Annotated in this window: 16 protein-coding genes and 1 pseudogene; 14 read left to right on the forward strand and 3 right to left on the reverse strand. The window is 70.6% G+C overall.

Going from position 1 to position 21089, the window contains the following annotated elements; genetic code table 11:
- Nucleotides 1–15 precede the first annotated feature (15 nt).
- Nucleotides 16–810, forward strand: coding sequence for an SDR family NAD(P)-dependent oxidoreductase (locus tag OHS18_RS03580; RefSeq protein ID WP_328456120.1), 795 nt, complete (start codon nucleotides 16–18; stop codon nucleotides 808–810).
- A 472-nt stretch (nucleotides 811–1282) separates the two neighbouring features.
- On the opposite strand, the gene OHS18_RS03585 is transcribed toward OHS18_RS03580, so the two are convergent.
- Nucleotides 1283–2758 (reverse strand): cellulose binding domain-containing protein, encoded by a 1476-nt coding sequence (locus OHS18_RS03585; RefSeq protein ID WP_328615902.1) that lies wholly within the window; start codon nucleotides 2756–2758, stop codon nucleotides 1283–1285.
- Nucleotides 2759–2878: 120 nt separating this feature from the next.
- A complete protein-coding gene (locus OHS18_RS03590; protein ID WP_328615903.1) occupies nucleotides 2879–4924 on the reverse strand; it encodes a phosphocholine-specific phospholipase C in 2046 nt (681 codons plus the stop codon).
- A 232-nt stretch (nucleotides 4925–5156) separates the two neighbouring features.
- Here OHS18_RS03590 and OHS18_RS03595 point away from each other — a divergent pair, with 232 nt between their 5' ends.
- From OHS18_RS03595 to mmsB, 11 genes and pseudogenes are all read left to right on the forward strand, one after another.
- On the forward strand, nucleotides 5157–5402 hold the full coding sequence (locus OHS18_RS03595; RefSeq protein ID WP_328456114.1) for a hypothetical protein: 246 nt from the start codon (nucleotides 5157–5159) through the stop codon (nucleotides 5400–5402).
- A gap of 179 nt (nucleotides 5403–5581) precedes the next feature.
- Nucleotides 5582–6430: pseudogene (locus tag OHS18_RS03600) on the forward strand (glycoside hydrolase family 16 protein); the annotation flags it as partial.
- A gap of 188 nt (nucleotides 6431–6618) precedes the next feature.
- The gene (locus OHS18_RS03605; RefSeq protein WP_328615904.1) at nucleotides 6619–7542 is read left to right on the forward strand and encodes a D-alanyl-D-alanine carboxypeptidase family protein; all 924 of its coding nucleotides are present in this window, start codon (nucleotides 6619–6621) and stop codon (nucleotides 7540–7542) included.
- Nucleotides 7539–8510, forward strand: coding sequence for an endonuclease/exonuclease/phosphatase family protein (locus OHS18_RS03610; protein ID WP_328615905.1), 972 nt, complete (start codon nucleotides 7539–7541; stop codon nucleotides 8508–8510). The genes OHS18_RS03605 and OHS18_RS03610 overlap by 4 nt, the downstream gene beginning before the upstream one ends.
- A 362-nt stretch (nucleotides 8511–8872) precedes the next feature.
- Nucleotides 8873–9904 (forward strand): LacI family DNA-binding transcriptional regulator, encoded by a 1032-nt coding sequence (locus tag OHS18_RS03615; RefSeq protein WP_328456108.1) that lies wholly within the window; start codon nucleotides 8873–8875, stop codon nucleotides 9902–9904.
- A gap of 69 nt (nucleotides 9905–9973) precedes the next feature.
- A complete protein-coding gene (araB, locus tag OHS18_RS03620) occupies nucleotides 9974–11605 on the forward strand; it encodes a ribulokinase (RefSeq protein WP_328615906.1) in 1632 nt (543 codons plus the stop codon).
- Nucleotides 11605–12282 (forward strand): L-ribulose-5-phosphate 4-epimerase, encoded by a 678-nt coding sequence (locus OHS18_RS03625; RefSeq protein WP_328615907.1) that lies wholly within the window; start codon nucleotides 11605–11607, stop codon nucleotides 12280–12282. The genes araB and OHS18_RS03625 overlap by 1 nt, the downstream gene beginning before the upstream one ends.
- A gap of 17 nt (nucleotides 12283–12299) precedes the next feature.
- The gene (gene araA / locus OHS18_RS03630) at nucleotides 12300–13808 is read left to right on the forward strand and encodes an L-arabinose isomerase (protein WP_328615908.1); all 1509 of its coding nucleotides are present in this window, start codon (nucleotides 12300–12302) and stop codon (nucleotides 13806–13808) included.
- A gap of 28 nt (nucleotides 13809–13836) precedes the next feature.
- The gene (gene chvE, locus OHS18_RS03635; protein WP_328615909.1) at nucleotides 13837–14943 is read left to right on the forward strand and encodes a multiple monosaccharide ABC transporter substrate-binding protein; all 1107 of its coding nucleotides are present in this window, start codon (nucleotides 13837–13839) and stop codon (nucleotides 14941–14943) included.
- Entirely contained in the window at nucleotides 14940–16460 is a 1521-nt protein-coding gene (gene mmsA, locus OHS18_RS03640) for a multiple monosaccharide ABC transporter ATP-binding protein (RefSeq protein ID WP_328456097.1), read from the forward strand. The genes chvE and mmsA overlap by 4 nt, the downstream gene beginning before the upstream one ends.
- The gene (mmsB, locus tag OHS18_RS03645) at nucleotides 16457–17677 is read left to right on the forward strand and encodes a multiple monosaccharide ABC transporter permease (protein WP_328456095.1); all 1221 of its coding nucleotides are present in this window, start codon (nucleotides 16457–16459) and stop codon (nucleotides 17675–17677) included. The genes mmsA and mmsB overlap by 4 nt, the downstream gene beginning before the upstream one ends.
- A 71-nt stretch (nucleotides 17678–17748) precedes the next feature.
- Here mmsB and OHS18_RS03650 read toward each other — a convergent pair whose 3' ends face one another.
- Nucleotides 17749–19248, reverse strand: a complete 1500-nt coding sequence (locus OHS18_RS03650) for a DUF1996 domain-containing protein (protein WP_328456094.1) — start codon at nucleotides 19246–19248, stop codon at nucleotides 17749–17751.
- A gap of 246 nt (nucleotides 19249–19494) precedes the next feature.
- On the opposite strand from OHS18_RS03650, the gene OHS18_RS03655 reads away from it, so the two are divergent.
- Nucleotides 19495–19917, forward strand: coding sequence for a YunG family protein (locus OHS18_RS03655; RefSeq protein WP_328615910.1), 423 nt, complete (start codon nucleotides 19495–19497; stop codon nucleotides 19915–19917).
- A gap of 34 nt (nucleotides 19918–19951) precedes the next feature.
- A complete protein-coding gene (locus OHS18_RS03660; protein ID WP_328456091.1) occupies nucleotides 19952–21076 on the forward strand; it encodes an acyl-CoA dehydrogenase family protein in 1125 nt (374 codons plus the stop codon).
- The last annotated feature ends 13 nt before the right edge of the window (nucleotides 21077–21089 follow it).

The following is a 21089-nucleotide window of genomic DNA, read 5'->3' on the forward strand; positions in this document are numbered from 1 at the left end:
GAAAGGGCTTTCACGATGCGGGTCGACCTCAGTGGGAAGACGGCGCTGGTCACCGGGTCCACCCAGGGCATCGGGGCGGCGATCGTGAAGGGACTCGCCGCCGCGGGGGCGCGGGTCGCGGTGAACGGCCGCAGCTCCGACAGTGTGCAGGCCGCCATCGCGCGGCAGAAGCAGGACCTGCCGGACGCGGACTTCGTCGCCGCCCCGGGGGACGTCTCGGAGGAGGCCGGCGCGGCGCAGGTCGTCGAGGCCGTGCCGGACGCCGACATCCTGGTCAACAACCTCGGCATCTTCGGCGCCCAGGAGCCCCTCGACATCACCGACGCGGACTGGCGGCGCTATTTCGAGGTCAACGTCCTCGCCGCAGTGCGGCTCACGCGCGCCTACCTGCCCGGCATGATCGAGCGCGGCTGGGGCCGGATCCAGTACATCGCCAGCGACTCCGCGATCGTCATCCCGGCCGAGATGATCCACTATGGAGTGTCGAAGACGGCGCTGCTGGGCGTCTCGCGCGGGTTCGCCAAGCACGCGGCCGGCACCGGCGTGACGGTCAACGCCGTCATCGCGGGCCCGACGCACACCGGCGGCGTCGAGGACTTCGTCTACGAACTGGTCGACAAGGACCTGCCGTGGGACGAAGCCCAGCGCGAATTCATGAAGAAGCACCGGCCGCAGTCGTTGCTGCAGCGGCTGATCGAGCCCGAGGAGATCGCGAACCTGGTGGTGTACCTGGGTTCGACGTTCGCGTCGGCGACCACCGGCGCGGCCGTCCGCGTCGACGGCGGGTACGTCGACTCCATCGTGCCGTGAGGTCCCGCCCCCGCCCTGAAGCACGGGGGCACCTCGGGTGGGAGCGGGAGTGTGAGGCCGGTACGGTGGGCCGCCTCGCGGCGGAAGGCACAACACGGCTCCAGCGTGACCGGTATTCCGTGAAGGCAAGGGGTGAGGCCCGGGGGCACCGCCGTACCGACACCCGTTACAACGCTGTGGGCCTGCGGGTGTTCCGCGCCGCGGAGTGACGTGCGTCGCCGGGGTACCCCGCGCGGGGGTCGCCCGGTCGAGCGCGCCGCCTGTCGGGATCCGGCCGCGTGGTTCATGATCATCAGCATGGAGCAGACCAGGACACCGGTGGCCGTACGGCGGGTGCTCTTCGGAGCGGTGATGGGCGCGGCCTTCGCGGCCGCCGCCTGGGTGGCGCTCTGGCTGGCGATGCACCTCTGACCAGGCAGCCGGTCGTGGGTGTCCAGCCGGGTCGGAACCCGCCTGAACACCCACGAGGCCGCTACGGGGTGACGGTGATGTTCGTCAGCCCGGACGTCGCGTTCGTGACCGTGTTCGACGCGTACACCACGTTCGGGTCGGCCGCGCACTTGGACACCGAGCTGATCTTGATCGCGTAGGCCCCGGCCCCGCCGAGGTCGGACTTGTTGTTGCGCCAGACGTTGCCGCAGCCGTTGTCGAACGACGGGGACGTGCTGGTGTTGTGGTTCTCGTACCCGTTCGCGAACACCCCCGGCGGGGCGAACGTGCCCGTGTTGTCCTCGATCGTGTAGCCGATGCCCTTCACGTCGATCCAGGAGTCCGCCGAGTTCTCGCCGGAGATGCCGCGGCCGTCGAAGGTGTTGCCGCGGATCATCCCGCCCGTGGTGCCTTCCTTGACGTCGATCGGCTCGGCCGCGATGAACGGGCCGATGTGGTTGTCCAGCACCTGGATCCGGTCGCCGCGGTCGACGCCGCCGGCGTTGCCGTGGCAGGCCCAGTTCGAGTTGGCCGAGCCGAGGTAGACGCCCTCGCCGTACCCCGGCTGCACCAGGCCCGTGTACGTGATCGTGGAGTTCTTCAGCACGCTGTCGGCCGACGAACGCCGGAAGTGCACCGCCTCCTCGTCGACGTGGTTGACGTTCACGCCGTCGATCGTCGTGTGCGGCGAGTTGTCGACGACGATGCCCTTCTTGGCCTCCTGCACGGTGAAACCGGTCAGGTTCCAGTACGGCGCGCCCGACAGCCACAGGCCGTAACCGGAGTCCCAGCCCGCGGTCGGCACCGGGCAGTCCGGCGCGTCCCCGCTCGGGCCGTCGTTGATCAGGATCGCGCCGGCCGGGCCGGACAGCGTGATCGGCTTCGCCGCCGTGCCCGCCTTCGTCGTGACGAACGAGCCGCGGTATGTGCCGGCCGCGAGCTTGATCGCCTGGCCCGGCGCGGCGTTCGCCAGTGCGGCCTGCAGCTGGGCGGCCGTCGACACGTTCACGGTGTCGCCGCTCGGCGGGGGCGTGGTCGTCGTGGTCGGCGGTGGCGTGGTGGTGGTCGTCGGGGTGGTCGGCGTGGTCGTGATCGGGCCGCCGCCGGCGCACGACGCGCCGTTGATCGTGCACGCGGCGGGGACACCGGCGCCGGCGACGTTGAAGCCGAAGCTCGCGGTGGCGCCGGGTTTGACCGCGCCGTTGAACCCGGCGTTGGTGAACCTGTAGTGCTGCCCGCTCTGGGTCTTCACCGAGCTCCACGAGCTGCTCACCGACGACCCGGCGGGCAGGTCGAACTCGACGGTCCAGCCGGTCGACGCGGCGTCACCGCGGTTGGCGATCGTGTACTCGCCGCCGTAGCCGCCGGTCCAGACCGAGGTCTGCGCGAACGAGGCGGACAGGTTCGCCGCCGCGGCCCGCGCCGGGCCGCCGCCGGTGAGCGCGATGGCGGCGACGGTGGCGGCAACGGTTGCGGCGCCGAGGAAAGCGGCACGGCGGAGCGGACTTCGTCGGGACACCCGTGACCTCCGGGAGAGGGTTACGACGGAGGTGTTGCGGCGTACACCCGGACTGTCCCTTTATAGGTCACGGATGTGACATGCGTCAACAAACTGAACGCCCATCACGGATGTGAACGACTACCCCGTGATGCTCGGTGAGCCCGTCTCGATGTGCCCGCTGAACCGCCGCAGGAACCTCGGGTCGGCGTCGAGCGTGGCCGACAGGTCGTACCAGCCGGACCCGTAGGTGACGGCGTTCCAGTCGTCGGTCACGGTCTGGCCCGCGGCCAGCACATACGTCCAGGGCCCGTCGGTGCGGTAGTGGTTCGCGGTCACCGTGACCTTGACGGCCGTCGTGCCGCCGTTGCGCAGGGTCAGCCGCAGCTTGTGGTCGGCGGTGTAGCCGGCGGTGACGTCGACCCCGGCGCCCGCGCTGTTCGCGTCCCCGGCGAAGACCCAGCGGAACCGGTTCGGGCCGTGGACCGCGACGCCGTACTTGCCGCCGCCGTAGGCCTGGATCCGCCAGGTGTCGCCGACCTGCTTGCCGGCGGCGACGTCGTAGCCCCACGGGCCGTCGGTCTGCCCGTCGTTGCGGTACGCGGTGAGCTGGACGGCCGCCGTGCCCTGGTTGGCGAACGTCGTGGTCAGGATCTGGTGGTCGGCGCTCAGCGACGTCGTCACGAGCGGCTGGTAGGGCAGCGCGCGGGCCGGGCGGGTGCCCGCTTCCTGCGCGGGCGCCTGTTGCTTCCCGGTCGCCGGCGGCGCGGGTTTCGGCAGCTTGCGCTGGGTGTCGTCGGCCTGCTTGCGCAGGGCCGCGGTGTCCGGCAGGAGCGGGATCCGGACGTCGGCCGCGCCGAAGTCGAAGCAGCTCGTCAAGTCGCCGCACAGCGCGCGGCGCCACGCGCTGATGTTCGGCTCGGCGACACCGGTCCAGCGTTCGAGGAACCGGATCACCGACGTGTGGTCGGCGACCTCCGAGCTGACCCAGCCACCGCGGCTCCACGGCGAGATCACCGTCATCGGCACCCGCGCGCCGAGCCCGATCGGCTTGCCGCCGATGTACTCGCCCGCAGTGCCCGGCGGCGCGATCGGCGGCGCGACGTGGTCGAAGAAGCCGTCGTTCTCGTCGTAGTTGATGAGGACCACTGTGGACTCCCAGAGTTTCGGGTTGGCCCACAAGGCGTTCAGCACGGTCTGGGTGTACGCGGCGCCGTCGACCGGACGCGCTTCGGGGTGCTCGCAGTAGCCGTACGGCGCCACGATCCAGGAGACGCGGGGGAGGGAGCCGCTCGCGCAGTCGGCCGTGAACTCCGACAGGACGTGGTCGACGTCCTTGCCCTGGCCCGAATCCGGACCCCAGGTCTTGAACACACTACCCCGTTTGGACAGTTCGCTCGCGTAGTCCTGGTGGTAGGCCTTGAACAGCCAGAGCGGGTTGTCGCCGTAGTCGCCGACGAACGAGCCACCCGCGTCGCCGACCTCCTTGTTCGCGTACACCTTCCACGAAACGCCCTGCTGCTGCAGGCGTTCCGGGTAGGTGGTCCAGCTGAACACGGGCTTGTAGTCGGCCGGGTTGTAGTTCGCCGGGCCGCCGCCGTGGCCGTCGGCGTCGATGGTGCCGGTGAACAGGTAGAGCCGGTTGGGCGTGGTCGGGCCCTGCACCGAGCAGTGGTAGTGGTCGCACAGGGTGAACGCGTCGGCCAGCGCGCGGTGGAACGGGATGTCACCCTGGTCGAAGTAGCCCATGGTCATCTCGCCCTTGGCGGGCACCCACGCGTTGTTCGCGCCGCTCGCGATGGCCCGGTGCTGGTCGTCCCAGCCGTGGCCGAGGTCGCCGAGGTCCTGACCGTCCACCTTGGACGTGTCCACCCGGAACGGCAGCAGGTACTTGCCGTCGGTGCGGCCGGAGTCCGGCTGGTGGAAGACGTCCTGGCCGTTCGGCTGCACGATCGAGGACCGGTCGCCGAAGCCGCGGACGCCCTTCATGGTGCCGTAGTAGTGGTCGAACGAGCGGTTCTCCTGCATCAGGACCACGACGTGCTCGACATCGGACAGGCTGCCGCGCACCCGCGGTTCGGCGAGCGCTTCGGCCATCCCGGGTGGCAGGGCCCCGAGCGCGCCGGCGGCGGCGACACCGCCGAGGAAACTGCGGCGGGTGAGTCCGGAACGACGCGGGTCGGCCATCACAGGAGCCTCCAGGGGGACCTCGGCAGGGGCGTGGTCAGCCTAAGTGATCGAACCTGTTCGGAAATACCTACGTTCGGACGTAATCGCGCATCGAATGTTCATGTTCTGTTCGGTTGGCCGTCCCGTTTTGTGACACTTTCCGGTGACCCGGAGGTGAACCGGCCCGCCACGGGGAATCTCCTCCAGCACAAACCTCTGGCACACAGGGGAATTCCGGGAGGAGAGCACCATGAGGACCCGAATCGCCGCCGTCGCGGCCGCGGCCGCGCTCACCGTTTCCGCGGCCGTCGGCCTGGCCGCCCCGGCTTCGGCCGACCCCGTTCCGGGCAGCTCGAACCAGTTCTACGCCTATTGCTCGGTCGACCTGCTCGGCGTCCCGCTGGGCTGCACGGAGACCGACGCCGCCCACGCGTCGCACGTCTGCGAGTACGTGGCCACCGGCGTCGGCCTCGGGCTGGACTGCATCCTGCGCTGAGCCGCCGCGATTGCCCGAAAGTACCCGGTGGTCCGGACCATCGGGTACTTGTCGGAAAATGTCCGACCGGTTAGCCTTGTTCTTCGCCAGGTACCCGTGGATACTTTGTTGCCATCCACAACAAATAGGGTGCCGGTGAGCCGCCAGCCGTCGCCCGCGGAACGAGAGGGGCGACAACGATGTCGACCGAGAACTCCGCCCGATGGCGGCGGACCGCCCGCCTGCTGGTGGCGCCCGCGGCGCTGCTCGTGGCCGGCGCACTGCTGGCCGCACCGCAGAGCCAGGCCGCGTCGGCCGTTCCCGCCAACCTGCTCGCGAGCTTCAGCGACGACTTCGACGGCCCGGCCGGCGCCGGCGTCGACGGCTCGAAGTGGGGCCACGAGACCGGGGACAACGTCAACAACCACGAACGGCAGTGGTACACCGACGGCACCGCCAACGCGGCGCTCGACGGCCAAGGCCACCTCGTGATCACCGCGAAGAAGGAAAGCAGCGGGAACAACTGCTGGTACGGGCCCTGCGAGTACACCTCGGCGCGGCTCAACAGCTCCGGCAAGTTCGCCGCGTCCTCCGGGCACATCGAAGCCCGGATGAAGCTGCCGCGCGGGCAGGGCATGTGGCCCGCGTTCTGGATGCTCGGCACCGACATCGGCAGCGCCGGCTGGCCCAACTGCGGCGAGATCGACATCATGGAGAACGTCGGGTTCGAGCCGAACACGGTGCACGGCACGATCCACGGCCCCGGCTACTCCGGCTCGGCCGGGATCGGCGCCCCCTACAGCGGGCCGAACTTCTCCGACGACTTCCACACCTACGCGATCGACTGGTCCACGGACAAGATCGTCTGGTCCGTGGACGGGAACGCCTACCAGACCCGCACGCCCGCCGACGTCGGCGGCAACCAGTGGGCGTTCAACCACGAGTTCTTCCTCATCCTCAACCTGGCGGTCGGCGGCTACTGGCCCGGCGACCCCGACGGCAGCACCCAGTTCCCGCAGCAGCTCGTCGTGGACTACGTCCACGTGAGCTGAGCGCGCGGTGCGGGGCGGGCCCTCCGCCGTGCGCGCGGCGGAGGGCCTCCCGCGCCACTTTTGGTACAGAACCAAGACACTTCTGGTTCAGACCTGTCGAACAACCCCGACGGGACGGCGACCTTCTCCGGACAGAGTGATCGGTGTGCGCTCGACCAGCGCACCCCGGCACCCGGAGGAGATCCATGGCCCGCTTTCGCATCCCGCCCGTCGCGGGTGGCTTCGCCGCCGCGGGGGCGGTGGCGCTCGCCGCGACCTGCTGGGTGGTCTTCCCGCCGTCGGTGGCGGGGCAGGCGAGTCCCGCCCGGCCGGCCGTCGAGCTGCCGCTGCCGTGGCCCGCGCAGGGCCAGGCGAGCGCCGAAGTCCAGGGCCTGGGCACCCTCGGCAGCCGCGGAGAGCGGACGCCGGTGCCGATCGCCAGCGTCACGAAGGTGATGACCGCCTACGTGGTGCTCAAGGACCACCCGCTCGCCCCGGGTGACGCCGGGCCGCGGATCACCGTCGACGAGCAGGCCGAAGCCGAGTCGACGTCCGCCGAAGAGTCGACCGCGCCGGTGCGCGCGGGCCGCACCGTCAGCGAACGCGACCTGCTGGCCCTGATGCTCATCCCGTCCGGCAACAACGTCGCCCGCCTGCTGGCCCGGTGGGACGCCGGCAGCCAGGACGCGTTCGTCGCGAAGATGAACCGCGAGGCGAAGGCGCTCGGCATGACCGGCACCACCTACACCGGGGCCAGTGGCGTCGAGGATTCGACGACGAGCACCGCCGAGGACCAGCTGCGGCTCGCCCGCGAGGTGATGAAGGACGACACCGTCCGGGCGATCGTCGCGACCCCGAGTCTCAAGGTCGACGGCGTGCCCGGCACGGTCGTCAACACGAACACCCTGCTCGGCCGCTCCGGCGTGATCGGGCTGAAGACGGGCTCGTCGACCGCGGCCGGCGGGGCCCTGATGTGGGCGGCCCGGTCCTCGAGCGGCGCGCTGATCCTCGGGGTGGTGCTGCACCAGAGCCCCGGCGGGACCCCGTCAGCCGGGCTGCAGGCCGCGCTGGCCACCAGCGAGACGCTCATCGCCGCGATCCAGCGGGAACTCCCGGCGGCGACCCGATGACCGCGGTGACCGAGCCGATCACCGTGCCGCCCGCGCCGGGGCGTCGTCCCGGGCCCTGGCGACGCGGCCGGGTGATCGCGGTGCTCGCCGCGCTGACGGCGGTGCTGCTGCTCGCGCACCCGCTGGTGCCGAACTGGGCGGGCAACGCCGGCTCGCTGCTGGAGACGGTCCTGCCGTGGACCGGGTTGCTCGTGGTCCCACTGCTCGTGGCGGCCTTGATCCGGCGTTCGGCGCTCGCGTTGGTGGCGTTACTGCTGCCCGCGCTCGTCTGGGGGGCGTCGTTCGGCGGGCGGCTGTTCGACAAGCGGGGGAGTGGCGGTGACTTCACGATCGTCTCGCACAACGTGAACGACGAGAACCCGGACCCGGCGGGCACCGCGCGTTCGCTGGCCGCGTCGGGCGCGCAGGTGATCGCCTTGGAGGAGCTGAAGCGGTCCGAGGTGCCGAAGTACGAGGACGCGCTCGCCGCCGCGTACCCGCACCACTCGGTGCAGGGGACCGTCGGGATCTGGAGCACCTACCCGATCCACGACACCGAGCCGGTGGCGATCATGCCGTGGACGCGAGCCCTGCGGACCACAGTGGACAGTCCACAAGGGCCGGTCGCGGTGTACGTGGCGCACCTGCCGTCGGTGCGGGTCCGGGTCGACTCGGGCTTCACGGCGAACAGCCGGGACGCGGCGCTCGGCCTGCTCTCCGACGCTCTGGTGGCCGAAACCGCGCCCCGCAAGGTGCTCGTCGGCGACTTCAACGGGACCACCGACGACCGCGCGCTCACCCCGATCACGAGCCGGATGCAGGCGGCCCAGGACGAGGTCGGCGACGGCTTCGGCTTCAGCTGGCCGGCCTCGCTGCCGCTGGCCCGGATCGACCAGATCTTCGTGACCGGCGTCCGGCCGGTGGCGGCCTGGACGCTCCCCGCGACCGGCTCCGACCACCTCCCGGTCGCCGCCACCCTGACGCTGTAGCCGTGCTCGCATGGCCCGCCTCCGCGATCCGCGCGGTCGGGGCCCGGGATTCGGGTGACCAGAGCCGGGGCTCGCATGGCCGGGCCCGGGTCACGTGGGTTACCGGTCTGAACACGTCGGTCGCCGCTTTGAACACCGGCGTCGCGGCTCTGAACACCGGCGTCTCGGGTTGACCGTCGGTGAGTCGTTCACCGAAACCGCTGGTCGAACGCGTCGAAATCCCCGGTGGACGCCCGGCCCGCGTGACGAGACCGTTACGTGAGCCGGACTTGACCGGACGAGTGTTATCGCTAACACTGACTCCTCGCCGTCACCTGAACGAGTGATGGGCACCACGCCGATGTGGACGAAAGGGGCAGTCGGTGGCCGAACGATCCCGCCCCGGCGGGCCCCTGAACGCGGCGCGGCAACCGAGCCTGACCGACGTCGCGGGGCGGGCCGGCGTGTCGCACATGACCGTGTCCCGGGTGATCAACGGGACCGGCCCGGTGCGGCCCGCGACCCGCGCCCGGGTGCTCGCCGCGATCGAGGAACTGGGCTACCGCCCCAATTCCGCCGCCCGCGCGCTGGTCACCGGACGCACCGGCACCCTCGGCGTGCTCGCCCTCGAGTCCAATCTGTACGGTCCGGCCAGCACGCTCTACGGCATCGAGAACGCCGCCCGCGAAGCCGGGTTCGCCATCACGATCTCCAGCGTCAGCCGCCCCGGCCGGTCGTCGATCGCGGACGCCGTCGAGAACCTGCGCGGCCAGGCGGTCGAAGGCATCATCGTCATCGCGCCGCACGTCACGGCCGGGCGGGCGCTGGACGCCGCGCCCGCCGACATCCCGCTCGTCGCCGTGGGCGGCGGGGACGACGCGCCGGTCCCGGTGATCGCCGTCGACCAGCGCGACGGCGCCCGCCGCGCCACCGAACACCTCCTCGCCCTGGGGCACCGCACGGTCTGGCACGTCGCCGGGCCGGAGGACTGGCTGGAGTCCCGCGACCGCGAGGTCGGCTGGCGCGAAACCCTCGAACGGCACGGCGCCCCGGTCCCCGAGGTCGTCCGCGGCGACTGGAGTTCGCGCTCCGGCTACGACGCGGGCCGGGTGCTCGCCGGGGAGAAAGACCTGGACGCGGTGTTCGCCGGCAACGACCAGATGGCCCTCGGCCTGCTGCGCGCGTTCGCCGAGGCCGGGATCTCGGTGCCGCGCGACGTCCGCGTCGCGGGCTTCGACGACGTCCCCGAAGCGGCGTACTTCACGCCCCCGCTGACCACGGTCCGGCAGGACTTCATCGAGCTGGGGCGGCGCACGTTCGGCCTGCTGGCCGCCCGGATGAGCGGTGGCGACCGGCACGACCGCGCCCTGGTCGCGCCCGAGCTGATCGTGCGCGAGAGCACCGGGCCGCGATAGCGCCGGCGTCACCGGACGCGATGGCTTCAGCCGTGGTTGTTAACGCTAACAGAAGGAAGTGAACCGGCAGTGTCAGCAGATCCCCTCGTCGTCGGCATCGACTTCGGCACGCTCTCCGGGCGCGCGGTCGTCGTCCGTGTGCGGGACGGCGTCGAGCTGGGCAGCGCGGTGTCGGAGTACCGCCACGGCGTCGTCGACCGCGAGCTCCCGGCGACCGGGCGGGCGCTGCCACCGGAGTGGGCGCTGCAGGTGCCCTCGGACTACGTCGACGTGCTGCGCACCGCCGTCCCCGCCGCCTTGGCCGCGGCCGGCGCCGACCCCGCCGACGTGCTCGGCGTCGCCACCGACTTCACCGCCTGCACGATGGTTCCGGCCACAGTGGACGGAACGCCGCTGTGCGAGCTGCCCGGGTTCGAGGAAAACCCGCACGCCTACGTCAAACTCTGGCGCCACCACGCCGCCCAGCCGCAGGCCGACCGGATCAACGAGCTGGCCCGGGCGCGCGGCGAGAAGTGGCTGCCGCGCTACGGCGGGCTGATCTCCTCGGAGTGGGAGTTCGCCAAGGGCCTCGAAGTGTTCGAAGAGGCGCCGGACGTCTACGCGGCGATGCGGCACTGGGTCGAGGCGGCCGACTGGATCGTCTGGCAGCTGACCGGGACGTACGTCCGCAACGCGTGCACGGCCGGCTACAAGGGCATCCTGCAGGACGGCCAGTACCCCGGGCGCGACTTCCTCCGCGAACTCGCGCCCGGGTTCGAGTCCTTCGTGGCCGACAAGCTGGACCACCCGCTCGGGCAGCTCGGCGCCCGGGCGGGCGGCCTCACCGCCGAAGCGGCCGCGTGGACCGGACTGCCCGAGGGCATCGCGGTCGCCGTCGGGAACGTCGACGCGCACGTCACCGCACCCGCCGCGCGAGCCGTCGACCCCGGGCAGCTCGTCGCGATCATGGGCACCTCGACGTGCCACGTCGTGAACGGCGCCGAACTGCGCGAGGTGCCCGGCATGTGCGGGGTCGTCGACGGCGGGATCGTGCCCGGGCTGTGGGGGTACGAAGCCGGCCAGAGCGGCGTCGGCGACATCTTCGGCTGGTTCGCCGAGCACTTCGCCCACGAGAGCCACGACCAGCTCACCCGACTCGCCGCTCAGCAGGAGATCGGCGAACACGGCCTGCTCGCGCTGGACTGGCACAGCGGCAACCGCTCGGTGCTGGTCGACCACGACCTCTCCGGCGTGGTCGTCGGGCAGACCCTGGCCACCCGCGCCGAGGACGTCTACCGCGCGCTGCTGGAGGCCACCGCGTTCGGCACCCGCAAGATCGTCGAGACGTTCACCGAAGCCGGCATCCCGATCACCGAGCTGATCGTCGCGGGCGGGCTGACGAAAAACGCCCTGCTGATGCAGATCTACGCCGACGTCACCGACCTCCCCCTGTCGGTCGTCGGCTCGGCGCAGGCACCCGCGCTCGGCTCCGCGATCCACGCCGCCGTCGCGGCCGGGGCGTACCCGGACATCCGCGCGGCCGCCGGGGCGATGGGCTCGGCCCGCTCCGCCGTCTACCGGCCGGTGCCCGCGCACGTCACGGCCTACGACGAGCTCTACGCCGAGTACACCACCCTGCACGACTACTTCGGCCGTGGTGCCAACGACGTCATGCACCGCCTCGCCGCCCGCCGCCGAGCCGTCGCGAAAGGACGGTCCTGATGTCCCTGACCGGTGAAGTCCTCGACACCGTCGCGGAACTGCGGGAGACCGTGGCGAGCCTGCACGGCGAGCTGACCCGCAACGCGCTGGTCATCTGGACCGCGGGCAACGTCTCGGCGCGGGTGCCCGGCCGGGACCTGATGGTCATCAAGCCGTCCGGGGTGTCCTACGACGACCTGTCCGCGGACACCATGGTCGTCACCGACCTGCACGGCGAACTGGTGCACGGCGAGTTCGCGCCGTCGTCCGACACCGCCGCGCACGCCTACGTCTACCGGCACATGCCGGAGATCGGCGGCGTCGTCCACACGCACTCGACCTACGCCACCGCGTGGGCCGCGCGCGGCGAGCCGATCCCGTGCGTGCTCACGATGATCGCCGACGAGTTCGGCGGCGACGTCCCGGTCGGCCCGTTCGCGCTGATCGGCGACGACTCGATCGGCCGCGGCATCGTCGAGACCCTGCGCACCAGCCGCTCGAAAGCGGTGCTGATGCGCAGCCACGGCCCGTTCACCGTCGGCCGCACCGCCCGCGACGCCGTCAAGGCGGCCGTGATGGTCGAGGACGTCGCCCGCACCGTGCACAAGGCCTTCGAGCTCGGCACGCCCGAACCCCTGCCGCCCGAGGACGTCGACCGGCTCTACGCCCGGTACCAGAACGTCTACGGCCAGCACTGATCTCGATGAGGAGAACGATGACTTCCGCGGCCAAACCCCAGCTCTGGTTCCTGACCGGGAGCCAGGCGCTCTACGGCGAGGAGACCCTCGAGCAGGTCGCCGGCCAGTCCCTGCGCATCCAGCAGCTGCTGGCGGGCGCCGGCGGGCTGCCGGCCGAGATCGTCGGCAAGCCGGTGCTGACCGAGGCCTCCTCGATCCGGCGGGTGCTGCAGGAGGCCAACGCCGACGCCGCGTGTGTCGGCGTGATCGCCTGGATGCACACCTTCTCGCCGGCGAAGATGTGGATCACCGGGCTGGACGCGCTGCGCAAGCCGTTGCTGCACCTGCACACCCAGCTCAACGAGGCGCTCCCGTGGTCCACGATCGACATGGACTTCATGAACCTCAACCAGGCCGCGCACGGCGACCGCGAGTTCGGGTTCATCCAGACCCGCCTCGGCGTCCCGCGCAAGACCGTGGCCGGGCACGTCACCGATCCCGCCGTCGTCGCCCGGATCGACGCGTGGGCCCGCGCCGCGATCGGCGCCGGCCACCTGCGGAACCTGCGCCTGGCCCGGTTCGGCGACAACATGCGCGACGTCGCGGTCACCGAGGGGGACAAGGTCGAGGCCGAGCGGCGCTTCGGCGTCTCGGTCAACACCTACGGCGTCAACGACCTGGTCGAAATCGTGGACGCCGTGTCCGAAAAGGACACCGTGGATGACCTGCTGGAGCGGTACGCCGAGGACTACACCATCGCCGGTGAGCTGGCCGCCGGGGGAGCGCGGCACGAGTCGCTGCGCTACGCGGCGAAGATCGAGGCCGGCCTGCGGAAGTTCCTCGACGACGGCGGGTTCGGCGCCTTCACGACGAACTTCGAGGACCTCGGCGGCCTCCGGCAGCTGCCCGGCCTGGCGGTCCAGCGGCTGATGGCCGACGGCTACGGCTTCGGCGGCGAGGGCGACTGGAAGACCTCGGCGCTGCTCGCCGCGGTCAAGGCGATGGGCACCGGCACCGGGCGCGGGACGTCGTTCATGGAGGACTACACCTACCACTTCGGGCCGGGCACGCCGAAGATCCTCGGCGCGCACATGCTGGAGGTCTGCCCGAGCATCGCCGCCGCGACGCCGTCGTGCGAGATCCACCCGCTGGGCATCGGTGGCCGCGAGGACCCGGTGCGGCTGGTGTTCGACGCCGCCCCCGGGCCCGGCGTCACCCTCGGCCTGGTCGACATCGGCGACCGGTTCCGGCTCGTGGCCAACGAGATCGACGTCGTCCCGCCCGACGAGCCGCTGCCGAACCTGCCGGTCGCGCGGGCGGTGTGGCAGCCCGCGCCGACCCTGGCGACGTCCGCGGAGTCGTGGATCACCGCGGGCGGCCCGCACCACACGGTGCTCACCCAGGCCGTGGGCACCGAGACGCTGCGCGACTTCGCGAACCTGCTCGGCGTCGAGCTGCTGGTGATCGACAAGGACACCACACCGCACGGCTTCGCCGACCGCATTCGCTGGAACCAAGCGTATTACCGGCTCGCACAAGGCTTCTGAAGAGGCTTCTGAGAAAGGAAAAGGAACAATGAAGTTCACCAGGACAATGGCGGGGATCGCCGCCGCGGGGCTCGTGCTCACGCTCTCGGCGTGCGGCTCGAGCCAGAAGACCGCCGACCAGGCGCCGGCCGCCGGCGCCGGTGGCGCGGCGGGCAGCCTGGTCGGCGTCACCATGCCGACCAAGTCGTCGGAGCGCTGGATCCACGACGGTGACAACATCAAGTCCGCGCTGGAGAAGCTCGGCTACAAGGTCGACCTGCAGTACGCCGAGAACGACATCCCGACGCAGGTCAACCAGATCGAGAACCAGATCACCAAGGGCGCCAAGCTGCTGGTCATCGCCTCGATCGACGGCACCGCGATCACCACGCAGCTGCAGGAGGCGGCCGACCGCAAGATCCCGGTCATCGCCTACGACCGGCTGATCCGCAACTCGCCGAACGTCGACTACTACGCCACCTTCGACAACTTCAAGGTCGGCGTCGAGCAGGCGAACTCGCTGGTCAAGGGCCTCGGCACCGGCGCCGGTCCGTTCAACATCGAGCTGTTCGCCGGTTCGCCCGACGACAACAACGCGACGTTCTTCTTCAACGGCGCGATGTCCGTGCTCAAGCCCCTGATGGACAGCGGCAAGCTGGTCGTCAAGAGCACCCAGACGGACTTCGCCCGCGCGGCGATCCTGCGCTGGGACCCGGCCACCGCCCAGCGGCGGATGGAAGACCTGCTCACCAAGACCTACACCGGTGGCGCGAAGGTCGCGGGCGTGCTTTCGCCGTATGACGGCCTGTCGATCGGCATCCTCTCGGCGCTGAAGAGCAACGGCTACGGCACCGCCGGCCAGCCGTACCCGGTGGTCACCGGGCAGGACGCCGAGGTCGCGTCGGTCAAGTCGATCATCGCCGGCGAGCAGTACTCGACGGTCTTCAAGGACACCCGCATCCTCGCCGACACCACGGTGAAGATGGCCGACGCCGTGCTCAAGGGCGGCAAGCCCGAGGTCAACAACACCACCGACTACGACAACGGCAAGAAGGTCGTCCCGTCGTTCCTGCTGCAGCCGGTGACCGTGGACAAGGCCAACTACCAGAAGGAGCTCGTCGACTCCGGCTACTACACGGCAGGTCAGCTGAAATGACCGAACTGCTCGGCATGCGCGGGATCACCAAGACCTTCCCCGGGGTCAAGGCGCTGTCGGACGTCACCCTTTCCGTGAACAGCGGCGAGATCCACGCGATCTGCGGGGAGAACGGCGCCGGGAAGTCCACCTTGATGAAGGTGCTTTCCGGCGTCTACCCGCACGGGACGTACGACGGCGAGATCCACTTCGACGGGCAGCGGTGCGAGTTCGGTTCGGTGCGCGACAGTGAGCGGCGCGGAATCGTGATCATCCACCAGGAGCTCGCGCTGTGCGGGCAGCTCTCGATAGCGGAGAACATCTTCCTCGGCAACGAACGCGACAAGCGGGGCTGGATCGACTGGAACCGCACCAACCACGAGGCCGGCGCGCTCCTGCGGCGCGTCGGCCTCGCGGAGGCCCCGGTGACGCCGGTGCGGGACCTCGGTGTCGGCAAGCAGCAGCTCGTCGAGATCGCCAAGGCACTGTCCAAAGAGGTCCGGTTGCTCATCCTCGACGAGCCGACCGCGGCGCTCAACGACGAGGACTCGGCGCACCTGCTCGACCTGCTGCGCGAGCTGCGGTCCGACGGCGTCACGTGCGTGATCATCTCGCACAAGCTCGGTGAGGTGACGGCGATCGCCGACACCGTCACGATCCTGCGCGACGGCCGCACGATCGACACCCTCGACGCGGCCGGCCTGACCGAGGAACGCATCATCACCGGGATGGTCGGGCGCGACCTCGAACACCGGTTCCCGCCCCGGGAACCGGACATCGGGGACGAGGTGCTGCGGATCGAGGACTGGACGGTGCACAGCCCGACGCAGGCGGGCCGGGTGGTCGTCGACCACGCGAACCTCAGCCTGCGCCGCGGTGAGGTCGTCGGGCTGGCCGGGCTGATGGGCGCCGGCCGCACCGAGCTCGCGATGAGCGTGTTCGGCCGCTCCTACGGCAAGGACATCACGGGGCGGGTGTTCAAGCACGGCGAGGAGATCGACGTCCGGTCGGTGCGTGACGCCGTCCGGCACGGCATCGCCTACGCCACCGAGGACCGCAAGCGCTACGGGCTCAACCTCATCGAGGACATCCAGCGCAACGTGTCCGCGGCGGGGCTGGGCAAGCTCGCCAGGCGGGGCTGGGTCAACGAGCACGCCGAGCACGACACGGCCAACGGGTTCCGCCGGGACCTGCGGATCAAGGCGCCGACCGTGCAGAGCGTGACCGGGAAGCTCTCCGGCGGCAACCAGCAGAAGGTCGTGCTGGCCAAGTGGATCTTCACGGACCCGGACGTGCTGATCCTCGACGAGCCGACCCGCGGCATCGACGTCGGCGCGAAGTTCGAGATCTACTCGATCATCAACGAACTGGCCGCGCAGGGGAAGGCCGTGCTGGTCATCTCCTCCGAGCTGCCGGAGCTGCTCGGGCTCTGCGACCGGATCTACGCGCTCTCGGCCGGGCGCATCACCGGCCAGGCGACCCGTGCGGAAGCCACCCAGGAACTGCTCATGCAGTACATGACGAAGGAACGGGAATGACCACGACCGAAGCGCGGCCCGACGCGCCCCCGGTCGAGCACTCCGCCCGGCGGATCTCGATCAACCCGCGCCAGAGCGGCATCTACGTCGCGTTCGCGCTGATCGTGGTGCTGTTCGAGGTGCTCACCGGTGGCGCGCTGCTGGAACCGCAGAACATCTCCAACATCATCGTGCAGAACTCCTACGTGCTGATCCTCGCGATCGGGATGATCCTGGTGATCATCTCCGGGCACATCGACCTGTCCGCCGGGTCGGTCGTCGCGGTGACCGGCGCGGTGTCGGCCGTGCTGATGGTGAACTGGCACCTGCCGTGGTTCTGGGCGGTGCTGATCACGCTCGTCGTCGGCGCGGTGATCGGCGCCTGGCAGGGCTACTGGGTCGCCTACTTCGGGATCCCGGCGTTCATCGTGACGCTGGCGGGGATGCTCGTGTTCCGCGCGCTGACCCTGACGGTGCTGGGCAACCAGGGCATCGGCCCGTTCCCGGACACGATCCGCACGCTGTCGAACGGCTTCACCGACGGCTACCTGGGCAACATCGCGCTCGGCCCGCTGGGCGGCGCCGACCTGGTCTCGCTGCTCGCCGGCGTCGCCGCCGTGGCCGGGATCGTGTTCACCCAGTGGCGCAAGCGCTCGGCGCGGCTGGGTTACGGCCAGGACGTCGACCCGTTCGCGATCTTCGTGCTGAAGATCGCCGGTGTCGCGGTGATCGTGCTCGCGCTGGTGGTGCAGCTGGCCCGGTTCAAGAACCTGCCGTGGGTGCTGATCCTGCTGGCGGCGCTGGTGCTCGGGTACTCGCTGGTGGCCGGGAAGTCGGTGTTCGGCCGGCACATCTACGCCGTCGGCGGCAACCTGCAGGCCGCGACGCTCTCGGGCGTCAAGGTCAAGTCGGTGACGTTCTGGATCTTCGTCAACATGGGCGTGCTGGCGGCCCTGGCGGGGATCATCTTCGCGGGCCGGCTCAACCAGGCGGGCCCGACGGCGGGCATCAACTACGAGCTGGACGCGATCGCGGCGGCGTTCATCGGCGGCGCGGCGGTGCAGGGCGGCGTCGGCAAGGTGGTCGGCGCGATCACCGGCGGCCTGATCATGGCGGTCATCAACAACGGCATGTCCCTGATCGGTGCCCCGAGCGAGCGGGTGATGCTGGTGAAGGGCGTCGTCCTGCTGGCCGCGGTGGCCTACGACATCTGGACCAAGCGCCGCGCGGCGTCGTAGTCCGAAAGCCGTGAATGGCCCCTTGCGGGACGCTGAGTCCCTCAAGGGGCCATTCACGGCTTTTCAGTGGGTCACTGCGAGCACTTGCGGCCGCTGTTGATGCACTTGACGACCTGGTTCATCAGGCACTGGCCCATGACGTTGGCGAAGTCGTCGTGGTCCGAGCGGGGGTTGTGGCTCTCCTGCGGGAAAGCGTCCACTTTGTACTGGCCCTTGACCTGGATGTCGTGCGGGATGTTGTAGACGAGCTTGATCACCAGCTGCGGCACGTTCTTGAAGCCCTGCGGGCACTTGCCCTGCTGGTCGGCGAACACGATGTGCGTGCGGTGGTTCGTGCTGTCGATGTTCTTGCCGTCCCAGCAGTTCGGGAAGGCGTGGATCCGCTCGACCTTGCTGTTGGCCGGGCAGATCGGGTAGTGGTCGGTCAGCCGGTCTTCGAAGCCGGTGCAGGTCCAGCTCGCCCGGGCGTTGGCCGGGCCGTTGGTGCTCTGCTTGGCGTCGCCGTAGAGGATGCGCAGGAACTGCGGCATCGCCACGACCTTCCGCGCGCCACCGCTGGTGAACGTGATGGTGGCGGACTGGACGCGCTGGATCTCGCCGTCGTTGCCGGCGACCTCGTTCTTGTCGTTCACACCGGGCAGTTCCGCGGCCGCGCCGTCGGTCTGCTTCTGCTGCTTCTGGCCGGCCGAGGCGTTCTTGTCGCCGTTGCTGGCCTGGCCGCCGTTGTCGAGGCCGCCCTGGCCGCCCTGCTTGAGCGCGCACGCGGCGAGCCCGCCGAGGTTCGTCGGCTTGGCCGCCGTGCGCCCGATCGCGATGGCGATCCGGTCGAGCACCGCGGTCCGCTTGTCCTTGAGCGGGCCGACGACGGCGTTCTGGACGTCCTGCGGCGTCTTCAGGTCACCCTTGGCGATCCGCTTGTTCGCCTCGTCGATCTGCTGGTCGATCAGCGTGAGGTTGCGGTTCACCTCGTCCATCGCCTGGTCGGGGACGTCTTCGGGCAGCTGGCTCGCGACGTCCGGGCAGTCGACCTGCGTGGACGCGTTGTCCTTGGCGGCGCCCGCGCGATCGCTCGCCGGCACGCTGGCGGGCGGGTTCGCCTCGGCTTCCTCTTCCTCGCCGGTGTCGATGCGCACGACGGGCCAGAAGTAGGCGGACTTGTCGCCGTTGCGGCAGGTGGTGCCGGCCTTGGAGAGGCTCTTGTTGTTCGAGTCGGCGTTGGTGGAGAGGTTGCCGACGTAGTCGTGCAGGTGCTGGGCGCCGTTGCGGATACCCGGCTGGGCGATGAAGTTGTCGGGGTTGAAGTGGCCGTTCTCGTTGCGGCCGCAGTTCACCGTGAACGTGCCGCGCGCGCCCTTCTGCTGCAGCGCCTTGTTCACGAAGTTGCCGGCGGGGACCTTCGCGATGTCCAGGAAGAACGACGGGTCGGCGGGGTCGGCGCTGGCTTCACCGGTCTTGCCGGCGGTGGTCGCGACGACGATGCCGCCGACGGCGATCGCGAGAGCGAGACCGCCGGTGGCGATCTTCGTTCTGCGGGAGACGCGGTGCCGGCCCGTGGCGGGGGATCGGGACATGGAGTTGTTCACCTCGTTAGGTTTTCCGGGCACGGCGGAGAAAGCTGCGTGCCCGGCTGGGAGAACGCGCGGAACCCGGGGGAGTGGCATCGCACGCGGTTGTCGGGGACCGCGCCCGGCGCCACTGGTTCCGGCATTGGCTGAAACGGCCGTGAGCCGGGGCCGGTTCAAACCGCGATTCGGCCGTTATCGTTTCGTTACTTCGGGTCCGGCGGTAGTGTTGCGGTGACTCGAGCCGGAGGACGGATGACAGCTGTGTGGTCGTTGACGGAGCTGGAGGTCGCGTTCCGGCTTTCCTGGGACGAGCGGACGTGCGATCCGTCCGACACGTGGGACGCGGCGAATCCCGCCGCCGGGCACTGCAGCGTCACCGCGATGGCCGTGGCGGAACTCCTCGGCGGTGTCCTGCTCTGCTCGGAGGTGTTCCGGCGCGACGGTGAGCGCGCCGGCCTGCACTACTGGAATCGCCTGCCCAGCGGCCTGGAACTCGACATCACCCGGGAACAGTTCCGCGACGGCGAGCAGCTCGGCCCGGTGTCCGCGCACGAGCCGATCCGCCGTCCCACCGCGCGGATGGCCACGCGGTACGACCTCTTCGCGTCGCGCGTGCGCGCCTGCCTGGGCAGCTCGGTGCCGGAGGGAATCCCGGCTCCGGACCCCGGTTCCTGATCCGGCCGGGGCCCGGTGCCTCTACGATGAGCCGATGGCGTCGGACTGGGGGAGCACGCCGGCCTTCGAGGCGGCGTTGACGGAAGTGGCCCGGCGCGCCGGGGAGTTCACGCGGTTGCGGCACATCCCGCGCGACGTCGTCGACAAGTTCAAGCTCGCCGGGTTCTACCGGGCGGCCACGCCGCGCCGCTTCGGCGGTGACGCCTTGCCGCCCGCGGAGTTCCTCCGCATGGTCGAGCGGATGTCCGAAGTGGACGGCTCGGCCGGCTGGGTCGCCGGTTTCGGCTCGTCGGGCGTCTACTTGGCCGCGTTGCCGCCGGAAACCCAGGCGCGGCTCTACGCCGACAGCCCGGACCTCGTGTTCGCCGGCGCGCTCTTCCCGGTGCAGCCCGCCGAAGAGGTCCCGGGCGGCTTCCGGGTCCGCGGCCGGTGGCGCCTGGCCAGCGGCAGCCTCGCGGCGGACTACCTGGGTGTCGGTATCGGGGACGGCTCGTCCGGGCGGCCGCGCACCGCCGTCCTGCCGGCGTCGCAGGTCGAGGTCGTCGACACGTGGGACGCCGTCGGGCTGCGGGGCACCGGCAGCCACGACCTGAGGGTGGACGGCGTCGTCGTCCCGGCCGAGTGGACGTTCGTCCGCGGTGGCGGCGCGACCGTCGACGAGCCCCTCTACCGCTACCCGGTGCTCGCCTACGCCGCCCAGGTGCTCGCGGTGGTGAACCTCGGCATCGCCCGCGCCGCGCTGAACCACGTGACCGGGTTCGGGGCGGGCCGCGCCGGGCTCACCGGCGGCCCGAAGCTCGCCGACCGCGCGTACGCCAGGATCGCGCTCGCGAAGGCCGAAGCGGACCTCCGCTCGGTGCGCGCGTTCTTCTACGAAGCCACCGAAGAGGTCTACGAGACGGCGTTGTCCGGCACACCCGGTCCGGAGCAGGTGAGCCTGCTCCGGCTCGCGGCGGCGCACGCGGCGCGGGTCGGCCACGACGTCGTCCGGGCCGCGTTCACCCTCGGCGGCACCGCCGCGATCGACACCGACCATCCGCTGCAGCGGTACCTGCGCGACGCCGCTGTCGTGCCGCAGCACGCGTTCCTCACCGAAGGCGTGTATGAGGGCGCGGGCGCGGTGTTCTTCGGCGCCGATCCGTTCCCCGGCTACCTCTGAACGATTCGTGCCA

The sequence above is a fragment of the Amycolatopsis sp. NBC_00355 genome (assembly GCF_036104975.1).
GTDB lineage: Bacteria > Actinomycetota > Actinomycetes > Mycobacteriales > Pseudonocardiaceae > Amycolatopsis.